Raw genomic sequence first — 15770 nt, 5'->3', positions numbered from 1 at the left:
CGCTCAGCGCGACGGCACGCCCTCGACGCCGGCCAGCGCCGAATCGCTGGTCCCGGCGTCGGGGATCACGCTGAAGGTGCCGTCGGTCTCCAGCACCACGGCGTGAACGCTCTCGACGTCGGCGATGCCGTGCTCACGCAGCGCGGCCAGGATCTCCACCGCCACCACCCGCTCGCGGGCCATCGCCGCCTGGCGCAGAGCACCCTCGTAGAGCAGCAGGGTCGGGCGCGACTTGACCAGGTTCTCGACCCGCTTCGAGCGCACCGAGGTGAAGGTGATCACGAACTGCAGCGCGACGATCAGCACGAACGCCACCACGCTCTGCGCCAGCGACACTGTCGGCGTGATCAGCGCCGTGGAGAGGGTCGAGCCCAGGGCGATGGTGATCACGAAGTCGAAGGCGTTCCACTTCGACAGCGTGCGCTTGCCGGAGAGACGGATGATCACGACCAGCGCGACGAAGCTCAGAAAGCCGACGATGAGGGTATGGGCGATGGGGGACAAGAGCGCGCTCCGCTGAAGACGATATCCCCTCAGCCTAGGTCCTGGGTCGGGCCCGCGCTAACTGCCGCACCGCCTCTCGCGCTCTTATCCCCCTTTCCCTCCGGGTCGGCAGCTTCCCCTTTCTCTCCGCTACGCCCGCCGCCAACGCTCAATCCGTCGCGGCGAGCCACCCTCGCCATCCGCCGAAGCGGGTCACGTCCTCGGCCGGCCCGTCATGCTCCAGGGCCCCGGCGGCGGCGATGAAGCCGCAGTGCCAGGTACCGTCCTCCAGCTCGACCTGCCCCAGCCCCAGCGGCGCGGGAATGCCGGCGAGAAAACTGCCGACGCTGGCGATCGGCAGGCGCCAGACCTCCACCTCGATGGCGGCGCCATCGACGTCATCGCGCACCATGGCCGGGCGTGCCGGCGGACCGCCGGCCAGCGCATAGAGCCGATAGCGCGGGCTGGAGCGGGTCGTGGCGACCTTCACCGCGCCCCGCTGCCTGAGCTGATGATTGAGCGCCAGACCGTCGAGATGCGCACCGCACACCACCAGCGCTAGGCTGCCGTCACGGGCCTCGGGCAGCGCCGGGGTAGGCACCCGCGCGAGACCGGTGGCGCCCAGCGGCAGCTCGAGACGTCGCTCCAGCGCACGCCCCAGGCTCAGCAGCGAGAGATCGGCAAAGGCCGGCCCGAACAGCGTGACGCCAAACGGCAGGCCACTCTCGGTGAAACCGGTGGGCACGGCCAGGGCGCTGTAGTCGAGCAGGTTCATGAAGTTGGTCCAGGTACCCAGCTGCGAGTTGACGGCGATGGGCGCCGCGGCCACCTCGGCCTTGGTCGGATGGGTCACGGTGGTCGGTGCGAGCATGACGTCGACCCCGGCGAGCAGGACATCGGCCTGACGCTTGTACTCGGCGAGCTGGTAGCGGGCGGCGAAGGCGTCCACCGCCCGCGGCTCGCCACCGCCCTCGATCACCCGGCGGGTCACCGGGTGCAGCACCTCGGGACGCGTCTCGATCCACTCGCGCACCGCCTGGTAGCGCTCGGCGACCCAGGGGCCCTCGTAAAGCAGACGCGCGGCGGCGAGTAGCGGCGCGCAGTCCAGCTCGACCTTTTCGCCTCCCAATGACTCGAGCTCAGCGATGGCCTGGCGCATGCCGGCGCTGTAGTCGGCGTCGGTGTGCCACTGTGAGGCGAGGGGTACGCCGAAGCGAAAGCGCGCAGGCGCCGCACCGTAGGTCTGACCGACCACGGCGAAGTCGTGACGCCGCGACCAGGCACAGTCGGGATCGTACGCAGAGGCCACGTTCAGCACCGCATGGGCATCGTCGGCGCTCAGCGCGAACAGGCTGATGGTATCCAGAGTGGCGCAGGCCGGCACCACGCCGGCGGTGCTCAGCAGCCCCAGCGTCGGCTTGACCCCGAACAGATTGTGGAAACAGGCCGGGACGCGCCCGGAGCCGGCGGTATCGGTGCCCAGGGCGAAGCTCACCTGGCCCTGGGCGGTGACGACCGCCGAGCCGCTGCTAGAGCCGCCGGGGATGCGCTCGGCGGCGAAAGCGTTGGCGGGCACGCCGTAGTCGTCCGGGGCTCGCTCGCCGACCAATCCGGTGGCGAACTGATCGAGGTTGGTCTTGCCCAGCGGAATGGCACCGGCCTCGATCAGGCGCTGCACGACGAAGGCCGACGCCGCGGGCGTATAGGCGTAGGCCGGGCAGCCCGCCGTGGTGGGTACCCCGGCGAGATCGATGTTGTCCTTGATCGCGAAGGGGATGCCATAGAGCGGCAGGTCGGCCGGATCGGCGTCATCCAGGCGCAGCAGATAGGGCTCGAGCTGCTCGCGCGACAGCCGTGTGATCCAGGCGGGATCGGCGGCGCGCGCCTCGGCATCCGCCAGCAGCTCGGCGATCAGCTCCCGCGGGGTCAGTGCATGGGCACGATAGCGCGCCAGCAGCGCGGTGAGGGTCATGTCGATGGCACTCATGCCGAGGTCTCCTGGTGGGCGCTCTGTTCGAGAATCACGATCGGCTGGCCCGGGGCGACGGCGCCGCCCTCACCCAGCGGTAGGCGGGTCACCGTGCCCGCCTCGCGGGCGGTGATCTCGACCTCCATCTTCATCGATTCGACCAGGGCGACGACCTGGCCGGGCGTCACGACATCGCCGACGTCGACCATCAGCTTCCACAGACTGCCGGTGACCGGGCTGTCGACACCCGACTCGTCGCCGTCGAGCTCTGTCGCTTCGCCGGCCTCCGGCGTCTGGTCCTCGAAGGTGAACTGGCCGTTGGCGCGCCAGGCGGCCATCTCCTGCTGGAAAGCGGCCTCGCGGCGTTCGCGGAAGCGGTCGATGCGCTCGGCATGGGCGTCGATCTCGGCCTGGTAGTCGGCGAGCCGGAAACGCGTGCGCTCGATCTCGAGCGGATAGCGCCCGTGGGGGAAGTCACGGCGGATGCGCAGCAACTCCTCATGGCTGACCTCGAAGAAGCGCAGCTGATCGAAGAAGCGCAGCAGCCAGGGGTTGTCGAAGTGCTCGGTGCGACGATAGCGGTTCCACATCTGCAGGGTGCGCCCGACGAACTGATAGCCGCCGGGGCCCTCCATGCCATAGACGCACAGGTAGGCCCCGCCGATCCCCACCGAGTTCTCCGCCGTCCAGGTGCGCGCCGGGTTGTACTTGGTGGTGACCAGGCGCTGGGCCGGATCGAGCGGGGTGGCCACCGGGGCGCCGAGATAGACGTCGCCCAGCCCCATCACCAGATAGCGGGCGTCGAAGACGATCTCGCGGACCTGCTCGATGCTGTCGAGCGCGTTGATGCGGCGGATGAACTCCAGGTTGCTGGGACACCAGGGCGCGTCCGGACGCACGCTGCGCTGGTACTTGTCGATCGCTTCCTGACAGGCGGGGTCGTCCCAGGAGAGCGGCAGGTTCACGGTGCGCGCTTCGACTTCCAGCGACGCCACATCACGCAGCGCCCCCTCGGCCCGTTCGAGATGCGCCAGCAGCTCACCCAGGTGGAGTTCGTCGGGCTCGTAGTGAATCTGCAGCGAGCGGATGCCCGGAGTGAGTTCCCGCAGGCCGGGCAGCGGGTTGTCGCGCAGCCACAGCATCCAGGCGTGGGCGCGGAAGCGCAGCGCGATGTCGAGCTCCATGGCGCCGAACTCGACCAGCAGGAAGTCATCGCCGGCGCGCCGGTAGACGAGTCGTTCGCCGGCACTGGCGGCCGCCACCTCGCGCAGCACCGGGCTGCCGCGCTGCGCGGTCAAGGCCACGCTGTCGCCGCCGTTCAGCGTTGCCAGCTGGGCCTGCTGGCGCGCCTCGAGGGCGCGGGCAGTGGCCAGATCCACCGGCACGAAGCGAACACGATCACCGGCGGTGAGCTGTCCGAGTTTCCAGCGCTCGGCGCGCACCACCGTCGCCGGGCAGACGAAGCCCCCCAGCGAGGGGCCGTCCGGGCCGAGGATCACCGGCATGTCGCCGGTGAAGTCGATGGTGCCGAAGGCGTAGGCGTTGTCATGGATGTTCGACGGGTGCAGCCCGGCCTCGCCGCCGTCGGCCCGCGCCCACTCGGGGCGCGGGCCGATCAGGCGTACCCCGGTTCGGCTGGAGTTGTAGTGCACCTCCCACTCGTGGGCGAAGAGCGTGTCGATATCCGCCTCGGTGAAGAAGTCCGGCGCCCCGTGCGGGCCATAGAGCACGGCAATCTCGCGCACCGGGGCGTCGGCGCCGCCGAAGCAGGGTCTGAGTGCTTCAGGCAGAATGCGCGGCGCGGTGGGCGCCAGCTCGGGCAGGGCCAGCATGTCGCCGCTACGCAGCGCGCGGCCTGCATGGCCGCCGAACTGGCCCAGGGTGAAGGTGCTGCGCGAGCCGAGATAGCGCGGGCAGTCGATGCCGCCGCGTACCAGCAGGTAGGCACGCGCGCCGGCACGCGCCTTGCCCAGGGTCAGGGTAGCGCCGGCGGGGATCTCCAGCACCTGCCAGAAGGCCACCGACTCACCGTCGAGATCGGCGGGCAGCTCGCAGCCGGTGAGCGCGATCTGGGTGGCACGGTGGAAGCGCAGTGACGGGCCGGTCAGGGTGATCTCCAGCCCCGCCGCATCGGCCGGGTTGTCGAGCAGGCGGTTACCGAGACGAAACGACCAGTCGTCGAAGGGCCCCGAGGGGGGGACCCCCACATCCCAGTGGCCCTGGCGTCCGGGGTAGTCCTGAATCGTGGTCAGCGTGCCGGCAGTGAGCACCTCGATGGCCGGCGGCGCCCAGGCGAGATCGGCCAGCCAGCGGGTGTGCAGCTCGGCATCACGGAAGCGGGCATCCCGCAGCACATGGGACAGCCAGGTACGGTTGGTCTCGAAACCGTAGACGCTGGCACCCGCCAGGGCGTCGGCCAGGCGCGTGCGGGCGCTGTCGCGATCCTCGGCGTGGACGATCACCTTGGCCAGCATCGGATCGAACAGCGCCGAGATCTCCAGCCCCGCCTCGATGGCGTGGTCGATGCGCAGCCCCGGCGCCTCGGGGAAGGCGACCTCGGTGAGCAGACCGGCGCTGGGCCGAAAATCGTGGCTCGGGTCCTCGGCGTAGAGACGTGCCTGGATGGCATGGCCGCGCGGCTCGAGTGCTTGAACCAGCGTCTCGAGCGGCGCCAGCTCTCCGGCGCCGAGGCGGATCATCCACTCGACGAGATCGACGCCCCAGACGGCCTCGGTGACGCCGTGCTCGACCTGCAGGCGGGTGTTGACCTCGAGGAAATAGAAGCGCTCGCGCTCGGCATCGTAGATGAACTCCACGGTGCCGGCGTTGCGATAGGCGACGGCCTCGCCCAGGCGCACGGCGGTGGCGTGCAGTTCACGCCGCACGGCCTGGGGCAGATCGGGTGCCGGGCACTCCTCGATCACCTTCTGATGGCGGCGCTGGGTGGAGCAGTCGCGCTCACCGAGGGCGACCACCTGGCCCTGGCCGTCGCCGAACAGCTGGACCTCCAGATGCCGCGCCCGGGCGATGTAGGCCTCGACGAAGACGCCGGCATCGCCAAAGTTGCGCTCACCGAGGCCACGTACCGAGTCGAAGGCGCGTTCGAGTTCGCTGGCATCGGCGCACACCTGCATGCCGATGCCGCCGCCGCCGGCGGTGGACTTGAGCATCACCGGGTAGCCGATGCGGGCGGCCTCCCGCCGGGCCGCATCGAGATCGTCGAGCAGCCCGGAGCCGGGCACCAGCGGCACCCCGGCGCGTTCGGCCAGCGCCCTCGCCTCGTGCTTCAGGCCGAAGTCGCGAATCTGCTCGGGGGTGGGGCCGAGAAAGACCAGCCCGGCCGCCTCGCAGGCCTGGATGAAAGGGGTGTTCTCGGAGAGAAAGCCGTAACCGGGGTGCACTGCCTCGGCGCCACTGCGCCGAGCGATATCGATCAGCTTGTCGATGGCGAGATAGGTATCGGCGGCGCCGCCCTCACCGAGGGAGTAGGCCTCGTCGGCGGCGAACACATAGGGCGCGTCGCGGTCGGCTTCGGCATAGACCACCACCGAGCCGATACCCAGGCGCACGAGCGTGCGCTGAATACGCGCGGCGATGGCCCCGCGATTGGCGATCAGAACTTTACGGAACATGACATCGGTCCATGACTCGGCGGGCCGTCCCGCCAGGACTGGGGTCGTCATGGAGTCGTCTCCATGACCAATGACGCTGCCTGCGAGGCTGGCGAGTCGTCGCGAAGGCTGGCCAGACAGGTCGGTCTCGCTAATCCCAGATCAGCAGCTCGATCGGCGTCGGGTCATACCCATTGCACGGGTTGTTGAGCTGCGGGCAGTTGGAGATCAGCACCACCACGTCCATCTCGGCGACCATCTCCACGTACTTGCCCGGCGCCGAGATGCCATCCTCGAAGGTCAGCCCCCCCTCTTCGGTCACCGGGACGTTCATGAAGAAATTGATATTGTGGGTAATGTCGCGCTTGGTCAGACCGTATTCGGGATGATCGGCAATCGCCTGCATCCAGTTGTCGCGGCATGAGTGCATGTGGCGCTTTTCCAGGTCGTAGCGCACGGTGTTGCTCTCGCTGGCACAGGCGCCACCCAGGGTGTCGTGACGACCGCAGGTGTCGGCGGTGATGGTCAGCAGTACCCGGCCCTCGTTGGAGCGCAGCTTCGAGCCGGCGCTCAGGTAGACCTCGCCCTGCTCGCGCAGGGTGTCCATGGCGCTGTAGCGCTCGGCGGTGTCGTGGGCGTTGAAGAACAGCGTGTCCGCGGCCTGGTTGCCCTCCAGGTCGAGCAGACGCAGGGTCTGGCCGGACCGGACGATGCCGATGTAGTGATCGCCGGCCTCGACCGTGGTGCGGCTGACGGCGTTCTCGGGGCGCTGATTACTCTCGATGATCATGTCGCGGTGCTCCCTTACAGGCCGAGGTGATAGAGGCGGTTGTTGGCGAAGCCACGGGCGTTCTCCGGCCGCGAGCGGTAGCAGATGTCCTCCTCGGTGGGCGCCGGCGCGGTCCCCAGCGCGATCTCCACCACGCGGTGCGGATAGTCGGAGCTGGGATCGAGCGGGTGCGGGCAGGTGTGCAGGATCACCAGGGTGTCCATCTCCAGGCGCAGGGTGACGCTGGCACCGGGCTGACAGTGCCCCGGGACATAGCGCAGGCGCCCCTGGGCATCACTCTCCACCTTCGAGAACAGGTTGAGGTTGGCAGCCATGTCGCGCCGACCGAGGCCGTACTTGGCCAGCTCGACCAGGAAGCTGTCGTAGCCGCTGCGGGTCCAGGCGTTGTGCGCCTGTTGATAGCTGACCGCCTGCCAACCCTTGGCGAGCAGATGGTGCGGCATCAGGTTGCCGCCGACGCTGTCGTGCCAGCCCAGGTCGTCGGCGACGATCGAGGCGAAGATGCGCCCCATGTCGGAGTAGAGGCAGTGGCCGCGGGTCAGCTTGAAGGTGTGCTGGGCCTTCAGCGTATCCGGCAGATTGAGGCGTTCGAGCAGATTCTCGGGGTTGTAGCAGAGCAGACCGACGTTGGTGTCGACCTCGCGGGCCGTCAGTGTCAGCGTGGTGCCGCGGCGCAGGCGCAGCGACCAGTGGTGGCCGCCGGGCAGGTGCGTGGTATAGCGCGCGTCGTCGCCGGAGTGCGTACTCATGTCAGCGTCTCCTGGGAGGTCGGGTGAAAGCGGCCGGTGGCATCGAGACGCTCGACGAGCGCCTCGGGAGGGCGCTGCTGCGCCCCGACCGGCAGGTCGTAGGTGATAGTGGCGCCATAGGCGTTGGGTGCCTGGGGGTCGTGGCGAACCTTGTCGAACACCCAGAGCCGGGTGCCCAGCGCGAACGCCTCCTTGACGTCGTGGGTGATCATGAAGATGGTCAGCTGCTGCTCACGCCACAGCCGCGTGATCAGGCCGTGCATGTCCTGGCGGATACCGGGGTCCAGCGCGCCGAAGGGCTCGTCGAGGAGCAGGATGCGCGGCTTCATCATCAGCGCCTGGGCGATGGCCAGACGCTGCTGCATGCCACCGGAGAGCTCGTGCGGGTACTTCTCCAGCGCGCCTGCCAATCCCACCTCGGTGAGCCTGGCGACGGCGTTGTCGCGGGCCCGTCGGCGGGCCGCGCCGTAGAGCTTGCCCAGCAGCGGCGAACGGGCGAGCTCCTCGGCCATGGTCACGTTGCCGAGCACGCTGAGGTGCGGGAACACCGAATACTTCTGGAACACCACCCCGCGATCCGGGCCGGGTTCGTCGGGCAGCGGGCGGCCATCCAGACGCAGGCTACCGCGCGAGATGCGCTCGGTGCCCAGCAGCAGCTTGAGGAAGGTGGTCTTGCCGCAGCCGGACGCGCCGACCAGGGTGACGAACTCACCGCGCTCGACGCGGAAGCTCAAGCGCTCGAGCACCAGCTGATCGCCGTAGCGCTTCTCCAGGTGCTGCGCTTCCAGCAGCGCGGGCTGTCTCTCTGTCTGACTCATGACGCATCGCCCTCCTCGGCGTGATACCAGGGGAAGGCGCGCTGCGAGACCCGTGCCAGGGCGCGGTCGAGGAGGAACGCCAGCAGCGTGATCCAGGCCACGTAGGGCAGGATCACATCCATGGCCAGATAGCGGCGCACCAGAAAGATGCGATAGCCCAGCCCATCCTGGGCGGCGATCGCTTCGGCGGCGATCAGGAACAGCCAGGCGCTGCCCAGCGCCAGTCGGGTCGAGGCGAGCAGGCGCGGCGTGAGCTGGGGCAGCAGTACCCGCAGCAGGACCTGCCAGGAGTTGGCGCCCAGGGTCTGCGCCTTGATCAGCTGTTCATCCGGCAGGCGCAGCGCATGGCTCTGCAGATCGCGAATCAGAAACGGCGTGACACCGATGACGATCAGCGCCACCTTGGCCATCTCGCCGGTGCCGAAGGCGATGAACAGCACCGGCAGAATGGCCATCGGCGGCACCAGCGAGAGCACCGTGACCAGCGGCGACAGCTTGGCCCGCAGCAGCGGCAGGCCGCCCGTCAGCAGCCCGATCGTCAGCCCGATCAGGGCGCTGATGGCGACCCCGAGCCCCAGCCGCTCAAGACTCGCCAGGGTATCGCCCCACAGTGGAATGGTGCCGGTGCGCACACTGGCCTCGGTCGCCAGCTGGTGAAAGGTCTCCAGCATGGTGCTGGGCGCCGGCAGCAGGCGCTCGTTGGGGTTGGCGGCGAGCCTGGCCCGGGAGAGGCCGAGGTAGACCAGCCCCAGCAGCACGAAGGGTAACGCCCCCAGCAGCCAGCGGCCGCCGCGCGACGGCCGGATGTTGATGAGTCGTTTCATGAACGGAGCCTCGTCAGGTCGATGGCGTGGCGTCGCTCACTTCTGCGAGGCGGCGTAGGCTTCCGTATAGGTCGGGTCGAAACGCAGCTTGATGTTGTCCGCATTGCCGAACACCCCGCTGGGGTTCTGAATGCCGACGAAGCCGGGGTTGGGCGCCATCTCGCCCAGCAGGCCGTGCTTGAAGCTGAATTCGGCGACGCGCCGCATGGTCTCCAGCAGCGCCTGGCCGCGCAGCAGCGACGCCGCTTCGACGGGGTCGGTATACAGGTGGGTCGCGGCGAGCTGATGGCGATAACCGGCAAGATCGGTGCCGGCGGCCTCGGCCATCTGCGCCAGCGCCGCCTCGTCGCCCGCCGCCATCTTCTGCATCACCTCGTACCAGGCACCGACCAGAGCCCGGCCGAAATCGGGGTTGGCCTTCAGGGTGTCGGTATTGACCACCATCAGATCGAGGATTTCACGAGGGATCTGGTGCGAGCTGTAGACCAGATGGGCGTCGTCGAGCTGCTCGATCGCGCTCAGCTGGGGGTTCCAGGTCACCACCGCCTCGACATCGTCATGGGGGAAGATCGAGACGATGTCGGCATCCGTGGTGTTGACGGTCTCGATGTCGCGCTCGCTCAGCCCGACGCTCTCCAGCGCCCGCGCCAGCAGATAGTGCGAGACGCTGAACTGCACCAGATTGACCTTGCGGCCCTTGATGTCGGCGAGGTCGTCGCTGCCCTTGAGCACGACGCCATCGTTGCCGTCGGAGTAGTCATTGACGATCAGCGCGGTGGAGTCGACGCCGCTGGCGGCGGGCAGGGTCAGGGCATCCATGTTGGTCATCGCACAGCCGTCGACATTGCCGGCGGTGTACTGATTGACCGATTCGATGTAGTCGTTGACCTGCACCACATCGATGTCGATACCGTACTTGTGGGCCCATTTGTCGACGATGCCTTGGGTGTCGGCATAGCCCCAGGGCATCCAGCCGGCATAGATCGACCAGCAGATCGAGAAGTGATCGCGCGACTGCGCGAAAGCGGCAGGGGTCGCAGCCAGCGAGGCGGCGGTGAGCAAGCTCAGGAGGGCGTGGCGTAGGGTCATGGATTCGAGTCTCCGACGGCGGTGATGGACAAAGCGCTGGGAGTATCGGTAGCAGCAAGCTGCACCTGATCCTCCCGGGCTTTTGTCCCGCCGTGTAACCTGATCCACCGCGCCCTTCGACAGGCTCGGTCTACATCAGGTCGGTAGCTCTCGGACCAGCCATCGTGCGCGACTCCCTCACGACCGGAACCCTAGCCACCCATTGAAACCGAATTGTTCATCCACGGTAGCGAGTGCTACCGATCACTCCCAGTTCGTTCTCTTGCTGCATCATGCTCAAGCAAGAACCCGGCCAGAAACGAATAATCATTCATTAACATGGGACTAGCTGTCAGGGGCAGGCCGCGTCGCTGTCTGCGCGTGGCGCCGATGCGCCAGGGTGGCACGCCGCCAACGACAAACGCATCAATCCGGTGCATCACCCCGGGCGCCTAGCTCGCCAGTTTCAGCCCGACAACCGCCACCACGATCAGGCCGACGAAAGCGAGCCGCAGCGGCCGGCGGGATTCGCCCCAAAGCCACATGCCCATCAGCGTGCTGCCGAGGGTGCCGATACCGGTGAAGACGGCGTAGGCGATGCCCATGTCGATCGAGCGCATGGCGATCGACAAAAGCCCCAGGGAGCAGCCGAAACCCACGCCGAGCAGCGCGATGCCGCTGGCGCGCTGGCCGCGGTGCAGACGTGCGAAGCCGCTCACGCCGACGATCTCGCAGGCGCCGGAGGCGAGCAGCGCCAGCCAGTGCCAGGTGGTGATGTCCAGGTTCATGCGCTCACTCGCTGCAGTCCGATCACGCCCACCATCAGCAGCACCAGACAGCCCAGCACCGGCCACTGGAAGGCCACCCCGAACAGCAGCCAGTCGGCGATCACGGTGCCCGCCGCGCCCATGCCGACGAAGACGGTATAGACGGTGCTGGTGGGCAGATAGCGCACCGCCCGTGAGGCCAGCCACAGGCTGGCCACCGCCAGTCCGGCCGTGAGCCCCCACTCGATCACGCTGTCGGCGTGCTTGAGCCCGGCGGCCCAGCCCACCTCGGCGAGACCGGCCAGCGGCAGGATGCCCCAGCGCACGGCTGCCCGGGGAACTCGACATTGGCTTGTGCGGCTCATGCTGACGTCTCCCCTCTCCTGCTCCATGGGCCGATGGCCCTTGCTACCGACCTTGCTGCCTGGCGACAGGCCTGACGAACGCGCGACAGACCTTTCTGTGTTCACGGCAGATCTTTCTACGTTCGCGATAGACCTTTCTGTACTCATGGCAGACACTACTAACTAACGGTCGTTAGTTTATTCACGCCTACTGACTCTGGCAAGCTCTCGCTTTTCCCGCCGCTCGCCCAGGAGTGCCGCTTGGACACCCGCAGCCATCTCAAGCAGATCGCCCTGTCGCGCTTCGCCCGTCACGGCTACGAAGGCGTCAGCCTGGCCCAGATCGCCGCCGAGGCGGGTATCAAGAAGCCCTCGATCTACAACCATTTCGAGAGCAAGGCCGCCCTCTTCCTCGAGCTCGCCGACGACGCCGAGAACGCCATCCTGGCGCTGGTGGCGGAGAGCCTGGCCAGCCAGCGCCAGGCGCCCTTCGAGCAGCGCCTGCGCCACCTGGTCGAGTGCTGCTGCACCATCTCCTACCGCGAGCATCAGGGGGTGTTCTACAAGCGCTTCCTGCTCTTTCCGCCCCAGGAGCTCAGCGTCGAGGCGCGGGCGCTCAGCGCCCGCGCCGAACAGCGCCTCGACCAGCGTCTGGGCGAGATCTTCAGCGCCGGCCAGGCGGATGCCGCCCTGCACCCGGCACTGGACGAAGCGGCCTTCATCGCCGCTTTCTACTGCCTGGTGGACGGGCTGCTGTCGGAAACCTTCATGTACGACAAGGCCGCGCTGGCGCGACGCTTCGAGGGCGTGTGGCAGGTCTTCTGGCGCGGCGTGCGCGCAGGCTGAATGGCACTACTCAGGCCGGCAGCGGTTTGCGCCAGGCCTGATAGCAGTGCCGGTTGCGTGCCTGGGCCACCACCGAGTGGGTACGCAGGCCGGGGATATCGGCGGTGGCCAGGCCGTCGAGCGCCGCGATGGTATCCGGCGGGCAGGCGTTGCGCGGGGCGATGTCGTTCCAGCCGAGCAGGAACAGCCCGCCCGGACGCAGGCAGCGGCTGGCGCCGGCAAAGGCGGCCTCGATCGCCGCCGGATGGTCGAGCCCCCAGCCCAGCACGCCGTTGCAGATCACCGCGTCCAGCGAGGCGGGGGCGATATGCGCATCCACATGGGCCATGTCGGCGACGATATGGCGCGCCCCGCCGAAGACCGCCTTGGCCGGATCGATCTCCATGGTGATCACCTCGGCCGAGGGCAGCAGCGCGGGGTAGTGGCGGGTGTACCAGGCACAGCCGACCAGCAGCACAGACACCACCGCCGGATCGGCATCGAGCGCTGGCAACACGCACTCCTCGAGCAGGCGGCGATCGCCGTAGCGGTAGCGCAGGACCAGGCCGCGTCGGTCGATGGCGCCGAGCAGTCTGGCGGTGGTGCGATAGAAACCGGCTTTCCCTGGCATGCAGGACGTCCTGTGGCCGCGACGATCCGGCTCGATCCTATCCAAGCCGGGGCGCGGCGTCGATGCCGGCCGCGGCGGGCGGCGTCAGGCGCGGCTCTCGCGCTGCTTGCGGATCAGCTCGTAGGCGTTGCTGATCTCGGCGGTACGCTCCTTGGCCATCTCGCGCATGCTCTCCGGCAGCCCCTTGCCGGCCAGCTTGTCGGGGTGGTTCTCGCTCATCAGCTTGCGGTAGGCGCGCTTGACCTCGGCGTCGCTGGCCTCCTCGGAGATCCCCAGCACACGATAGGCGTCCTCCAGGGTCTGGCCGCTGCTCGCCTGGCTGCCACCGGCCTGGTTCGGGCCACCGCGCAGCATCGCCTCGATCTGCTGGATCTCGGCCTCCGAGAAGCCCAGGCCGCGGGCCACGCGCAACAGCATGGTGTGCTCGGCTTCGTGCATCTGGCCGTCGGCGGCGATCGCCGCCAGCTGCACCTGCAGGAACACCTGCAGCAGTGCGCGCTGGCCGCCGGTGACCCGGCGAATGGTGGCGACCTCGGCGTCGAGATCGAAATCGGAACCCTTGCCACGGTTGAACGCCGCCTTGGCCCGCTCGCGCATCTCGCCATTGAGGTGCAGACGATCGAACAGCATCTCGGCGGTGCGGATCTCGTCGCGGGTGACATGGCCATCGGCCTTGCAGATGCAGCCCATCACCGCGAAGGTGGATTCGAGAAACTGGTGCTGGATGCCCACCACCCGCCCCACCACGGATTGGCGCAGCTTGCGGCTGATCCACCAGCCGATCCCGGCCCCGATCAAGAGACCCGGCAGCTTGCCAGCGAGGTAGCCGATGAAGGCGCCGATCAGAATGGCAATAGACATGGAAGTCCTATCAGTTGTCGTTGACGTTCAGGCGGGCGCGGATCGCCGCCTCGATGCCGGCGGCGTCCAGCCCGCAGTCGCGCAGCAGCTCGGCCGGCTTGCCATGCTCGACGAAGGCATCGGGGATGCCCAGATTGAGCACCGCCGGTGTCAGCCCCTCCGCCGCCAGCAGCTCGTTGACGCCGCTGCCGGCGCCGCCGGCGACCACGTTCTCCTCCAGCGTGACCAGCAGCTCGTGGGTCTGCGCCGCGGCGACGATGGCCTCGCGATCCAGCGGCTTGACCGAACGCATGTTGAGATGCGTCGCCCCGAGCCGCTCGGCGACCTCGGCCGCCGGTGTGTTCAGGCTGCCGAAGGCGAGCAGCGCCACGCGCTCGCCTTCGCGCCGGGTCTGCGCGCGGCCGATCGGCACCTGCGCCTCGAGATCCTGAGGCAGCTCGCTGCCGGGGCCGGTCCCTCGGGGATAGCGCACCGCCGCCGGGCCGGAATGGTGATAGGCGGTGGTGAGCATGGCGCGGCATTCGGCTTCGTCCGCCGGCGCGAGAACCACCAGGCCGGGCACACAGCGCAGATAGGAGAGATCCAGCGCCCCATGGTGGGTCGGGCCATCCTCGCCCACCAGTCCGGCCCGGTCGATGGCGAAGGTGACATCGAGGTGCTGCACCGCGACGTCGTGCACCAGCTGGTCATAGCCGCGCTGCAGGAAGGTCGAGTAGATCGCCACCACCGGCTTCATTGCCTCGCAGGCCATGCCGGCGGCCAGCGTCACCGCGTGCTGCTCGGCGATCGCCACATCGTAGTAGCGCTCGGGGTAGGTCTGCGAGAACCGGATCAGATCGGAGCCCTCGCGCATCGCCGGCGTGATACCGATCAGGCGCGTGTCCGCCGCTGCCATGTCGCACAGCCAGTCGCCGAAGACGTTGCAGTACTTGCGCGGCTTCGGGCACAACATCTCTTCGCTGCGCGGCTTCGGGCGCAACACATCTTCGCTGCGCGGCTTCGGGGGCAATGAATCGTCGGGTTTGGCCTGGGACGTCGGCGCTGCCGCAGCGGGCGCGCGCTCGGCATCGACCCGCGGCGGCGCCGGCGGCTTGCGCTCGAGCTTGGTGATGGCGTGGAAGCCGATCGGGTCGGCCTCAGCGGGCCGGAAGCCGCGACCCTTGCGCGTGCGTACGTGCAGGAACTGCGGCCCCTCCTGGTCGCGCAGCGCCTCCAGCGCCTGGTTGAGCGCGGCCAGATCGTGGCCGTCGATGGGGCCGATGTAGTGAAAACCCATCTCCTCGAACAGCGTCGCCGGGCTGATCATGCCCTTGACGTGCTCCTCGGTGCGCCGCGCCAGCTCCAGCGCGCCGGGCAGATGCGAGAGTACCCGCTTGCCGTTCTCGCGCACCGCCGCATAGGGCTTGCTGGTGAGAATGCGGGTCAGGTAGCTGGCCATGCCGCCGACGTTCTCGGAGATCGACATCTCGTTGTCGTTGAGCACCACCAGCAGGTTGGCCTTGACGTGGCCGGCGTGCGCCAGCGCCTCGAAGGCCATGCCGGCGGTCAGCGCACCGTCACCGATCACCGCGCAGGCGCGGCGCTTCTCGCCCTTGGCGCGGGCGCTCAGCGCCATGCCCAGCGCGGCCGAGATCGAGGTGCTCGAGTGGCCCACGCCGAAGGTGTCGTAGGGCGACTCCTCGCGCCGCGGGAAGGCCGCCAGACCGCCGTACTGACGGATGCCGGTGAGGGCATCGCGGCGGCCGGTGAGCACCTTGTGCGGATAGGCCTGGTGGCCGACGTCCCACACCAGCCGGTCGTGGGGGGTCTGCAGCGCGCGGTGCAGCGCCACCGTAAGTTCGACCACGCCGAGCCCGGCGCCGAAATGGCCGCCGCTGACACCGACGCTGTAGAGCAGGTAGGCACGCAGCTCGTCGGCGACCTGGCGCAGCTGCGCCAGCGTCATCTGGCGCAGCCCCTCCGGCGCATCGAGCGTGTCTAGCAGCGGCGTCAGCGGGCGCTGCGTGGGGATCTCGTCGAACAGCTTCATA

General features: G+C 68.5%; 14 protein-coding genes and 1 riboswitch. Of the genes, 1 reads left to right on the top strand and 13 read right to left on the bottom strand.

Annotation, left to right across the window (positions count from 1 at the left end):
• Positions 1-3 precede the first annotated feature (3 nt).
• The 10 genes from DOM67_RS16870 to DOM67_RS16825 form a co-directional block, all read right to left on the bottom strand.
• The gene (locus DOM67_RS16870) at positions 4-504 is read right to left on the bottom strand and encodes a YetF domain-containing protein (protein ID WP_110678072.1); all 501 of its coding nucleotides are present in this window, start codon (positions 502-504) and stop codon (positions 4-6) included.
• Between the two features lie 148 nt (positions 505-652).
• A complete protein-coding gene (gene atzF, locus DOM67_RS16865) occupies positions 653-2470 on the bottom strand; it encodes an allophanate hydrolase (protein ID WP_110678070.1) in 1818 nt (605 codons plus the stop codon).
• On the bottom strand, positions 2467-6084 hold the full coding sequence (uca, locus tag DOM67_RS16860) for an urea carboxylase (RefSeq protein ID WP_110678067.1): 3618 nt from the start codon (positions 6082-6084) through the stop codon (positions 2467-2469). The genes atzF and uca overlap by 4 nt, the downstream gene beginning before the upstream one ends.
• A 130-nt stretch (positions 6085-6214) precedes the next feature.
• Positions 6215-6853, bottom strand: coding sequence for an urea amidolyase associated protein UAAP2 (locus DOM67_RS16855; RefSeq protein WP_110678065.1), 639 nt, complete (start codon positions 6851-6853; stop codon positions 6215-6217).
• 14 nt (positions 6854-6867) lie between these two features.
• Entirely contained in the window at positions 6868-7602 is a 735-nt protein-coding gene (locus DOM67_RS16850; RefSeq protein WP_110678063.1) for an urea amidolyase associated protein UAAP1, read from the bottom strand.
• A complete protein-coding gene (locus DOM67_RS16845; protein ID WP_110678061.1) occupies positions 7599-8420 on the bottom strand; it encodes an ATP-binding cassette domain-containing protein in 822 nt (273 codons plus the stop codon). The genes DOM67_RS16850 and DOM67_RS16845 overlap by 4 nt, the downstream gene beginning before the upstream one ends.
• The gene (locus DOM67_RS16840) at positions 8417-9244 is read right to left on the bottom strand and encodes an ABC transporter permease (RefSeq protein WP_110678059.1); all 828 of its coding nucleotides are present in this window, start codon (positions 9242-9244) and stop codon (positions 8417-8419) included. The genes DOM67_RS16845 and DOM67_RS16840 overlap by 4 nt, the downstream gene beginning before the upstream one ends.
• Before the next feature lie 36 nt (positions 9245-9280).
• A complete protein-coding gene (locus tag DOM67_RS16835; RefSeq protein WP_110678057.1) occupies positions 9281-10333 on the bottom strand; it encodes a putative urea ABC transporter substrate-binding protein in 1053 nt (350 codons plus the stop codon).
• Positions 10334-10402: 69 nt separating this feature from the next.
• A riboswitch (guanidine-I (ykkC/yxkD leader) is annotated at positions 10403-10539 on the bottom strand.
• Positions 10540-10764: 225 nt separating this feature from the next.
• The gene (locus tag DOM67_RS16830; protein WP_110678055.1) at positions 10765-11100 is read right to left on the bottom strand and encodes a multidrug efflux SMR transporter; all 336 of its coding nucleotides are present in this window, start codon (positions 11098-11100) and stop codon (positions 10765-10767) included.
• The gene (locus DOM67_RS16825; RefSeq protein WP_110678053.1) at positions 11097-11444 is read right to left on the bottom strand and encodes an SMR family transporter; all 348 of its coding nucleotides are present in this window, start codon (positions 11442-11444) and stop codon (positions 11097-11099) included. Before DOM67_RS16825 ends, DOM67_RS16830 begins: the two co-directional genes overlap by 4 nt.
• Positions 11445-11684: 240 nt before the next feature.
• Here DOM67_RS16825 and DOM67_RS16820 point away from each other — a divergent pair, with 240 nt between their 5' ends.
• Complete coding sequence (locus DOM67_RS16820; RefSeq protein WP_110678051.1) at positions 11685-12269, top strand: TetR/AcrR family transcriptional regulator; 585 nt, start codon at positions 11685-11687, stop codon at positions 12267-12269.
• Between the two features lie 10 nt (positions 12270-12279).
• On the opposite strand, the gene DOM67_RS16815 is transcribed toward DOM67_RS16820, so the two are convergent.
• The 3 genes from DOM67_RS16815 to DOM67_RS16805 all read right to left on the bottom strand — a co-directional run bounded on the left by DOM67_RS16815 (position 12280) and on the right by DOM67_RS16805 (position 15769).
• Positions 12280-12879 (bottom strand): class I SAM-dependent methyltransferase, encoded by a 600-nt coding sequence (locus DOM67_RS16815; protein WP_110678049.1) that lies wholly within the window; start codon positions 12877-12879, stop codon positions 12280-12282.
• An 84-nt stretch (positions 12880-12963) separates the two neighbouring features.
• Entirely contained in the window at positions 12964-13740 is a 777-nt protein-coding gene (gene djlA / locus DOM67_RS16810; RefSeq protein ID WP_110678047.1) for a co-chaperone DjlA, read from the bottom strand.
• Between the two features lie 10 nt (positions 13741-13750).
• Positions 13751-15769 carry a 1-deoxy-D-xylulose-5-phosphate synthase gene (locus DOM67_RS16805; RefSeq protein WP_110678045.1) on the bottom strand — a complete coding sequence of 673 codons (2019 nt, stop codon included), beginning with the start codon at positions 15767-15769 and terminating at the stop codon, positions 13751-13753.
• Between the last annotated feature and the right edge of the window lies 1 nt (position 15770).

The sequence above is a fragment of the Salinicola sp. RZ23 genome (assembly GCF_003206675.1).
GTDB lineage: Bacteria > Pseudomonadota > Gammaproteobacteria > Pseudomonadales > Halomonadaceae > Salinicola > Salinicola endophyticus.
This window is presented reverse-complemented; position numbering and strand designations above follow the sequence as displayed.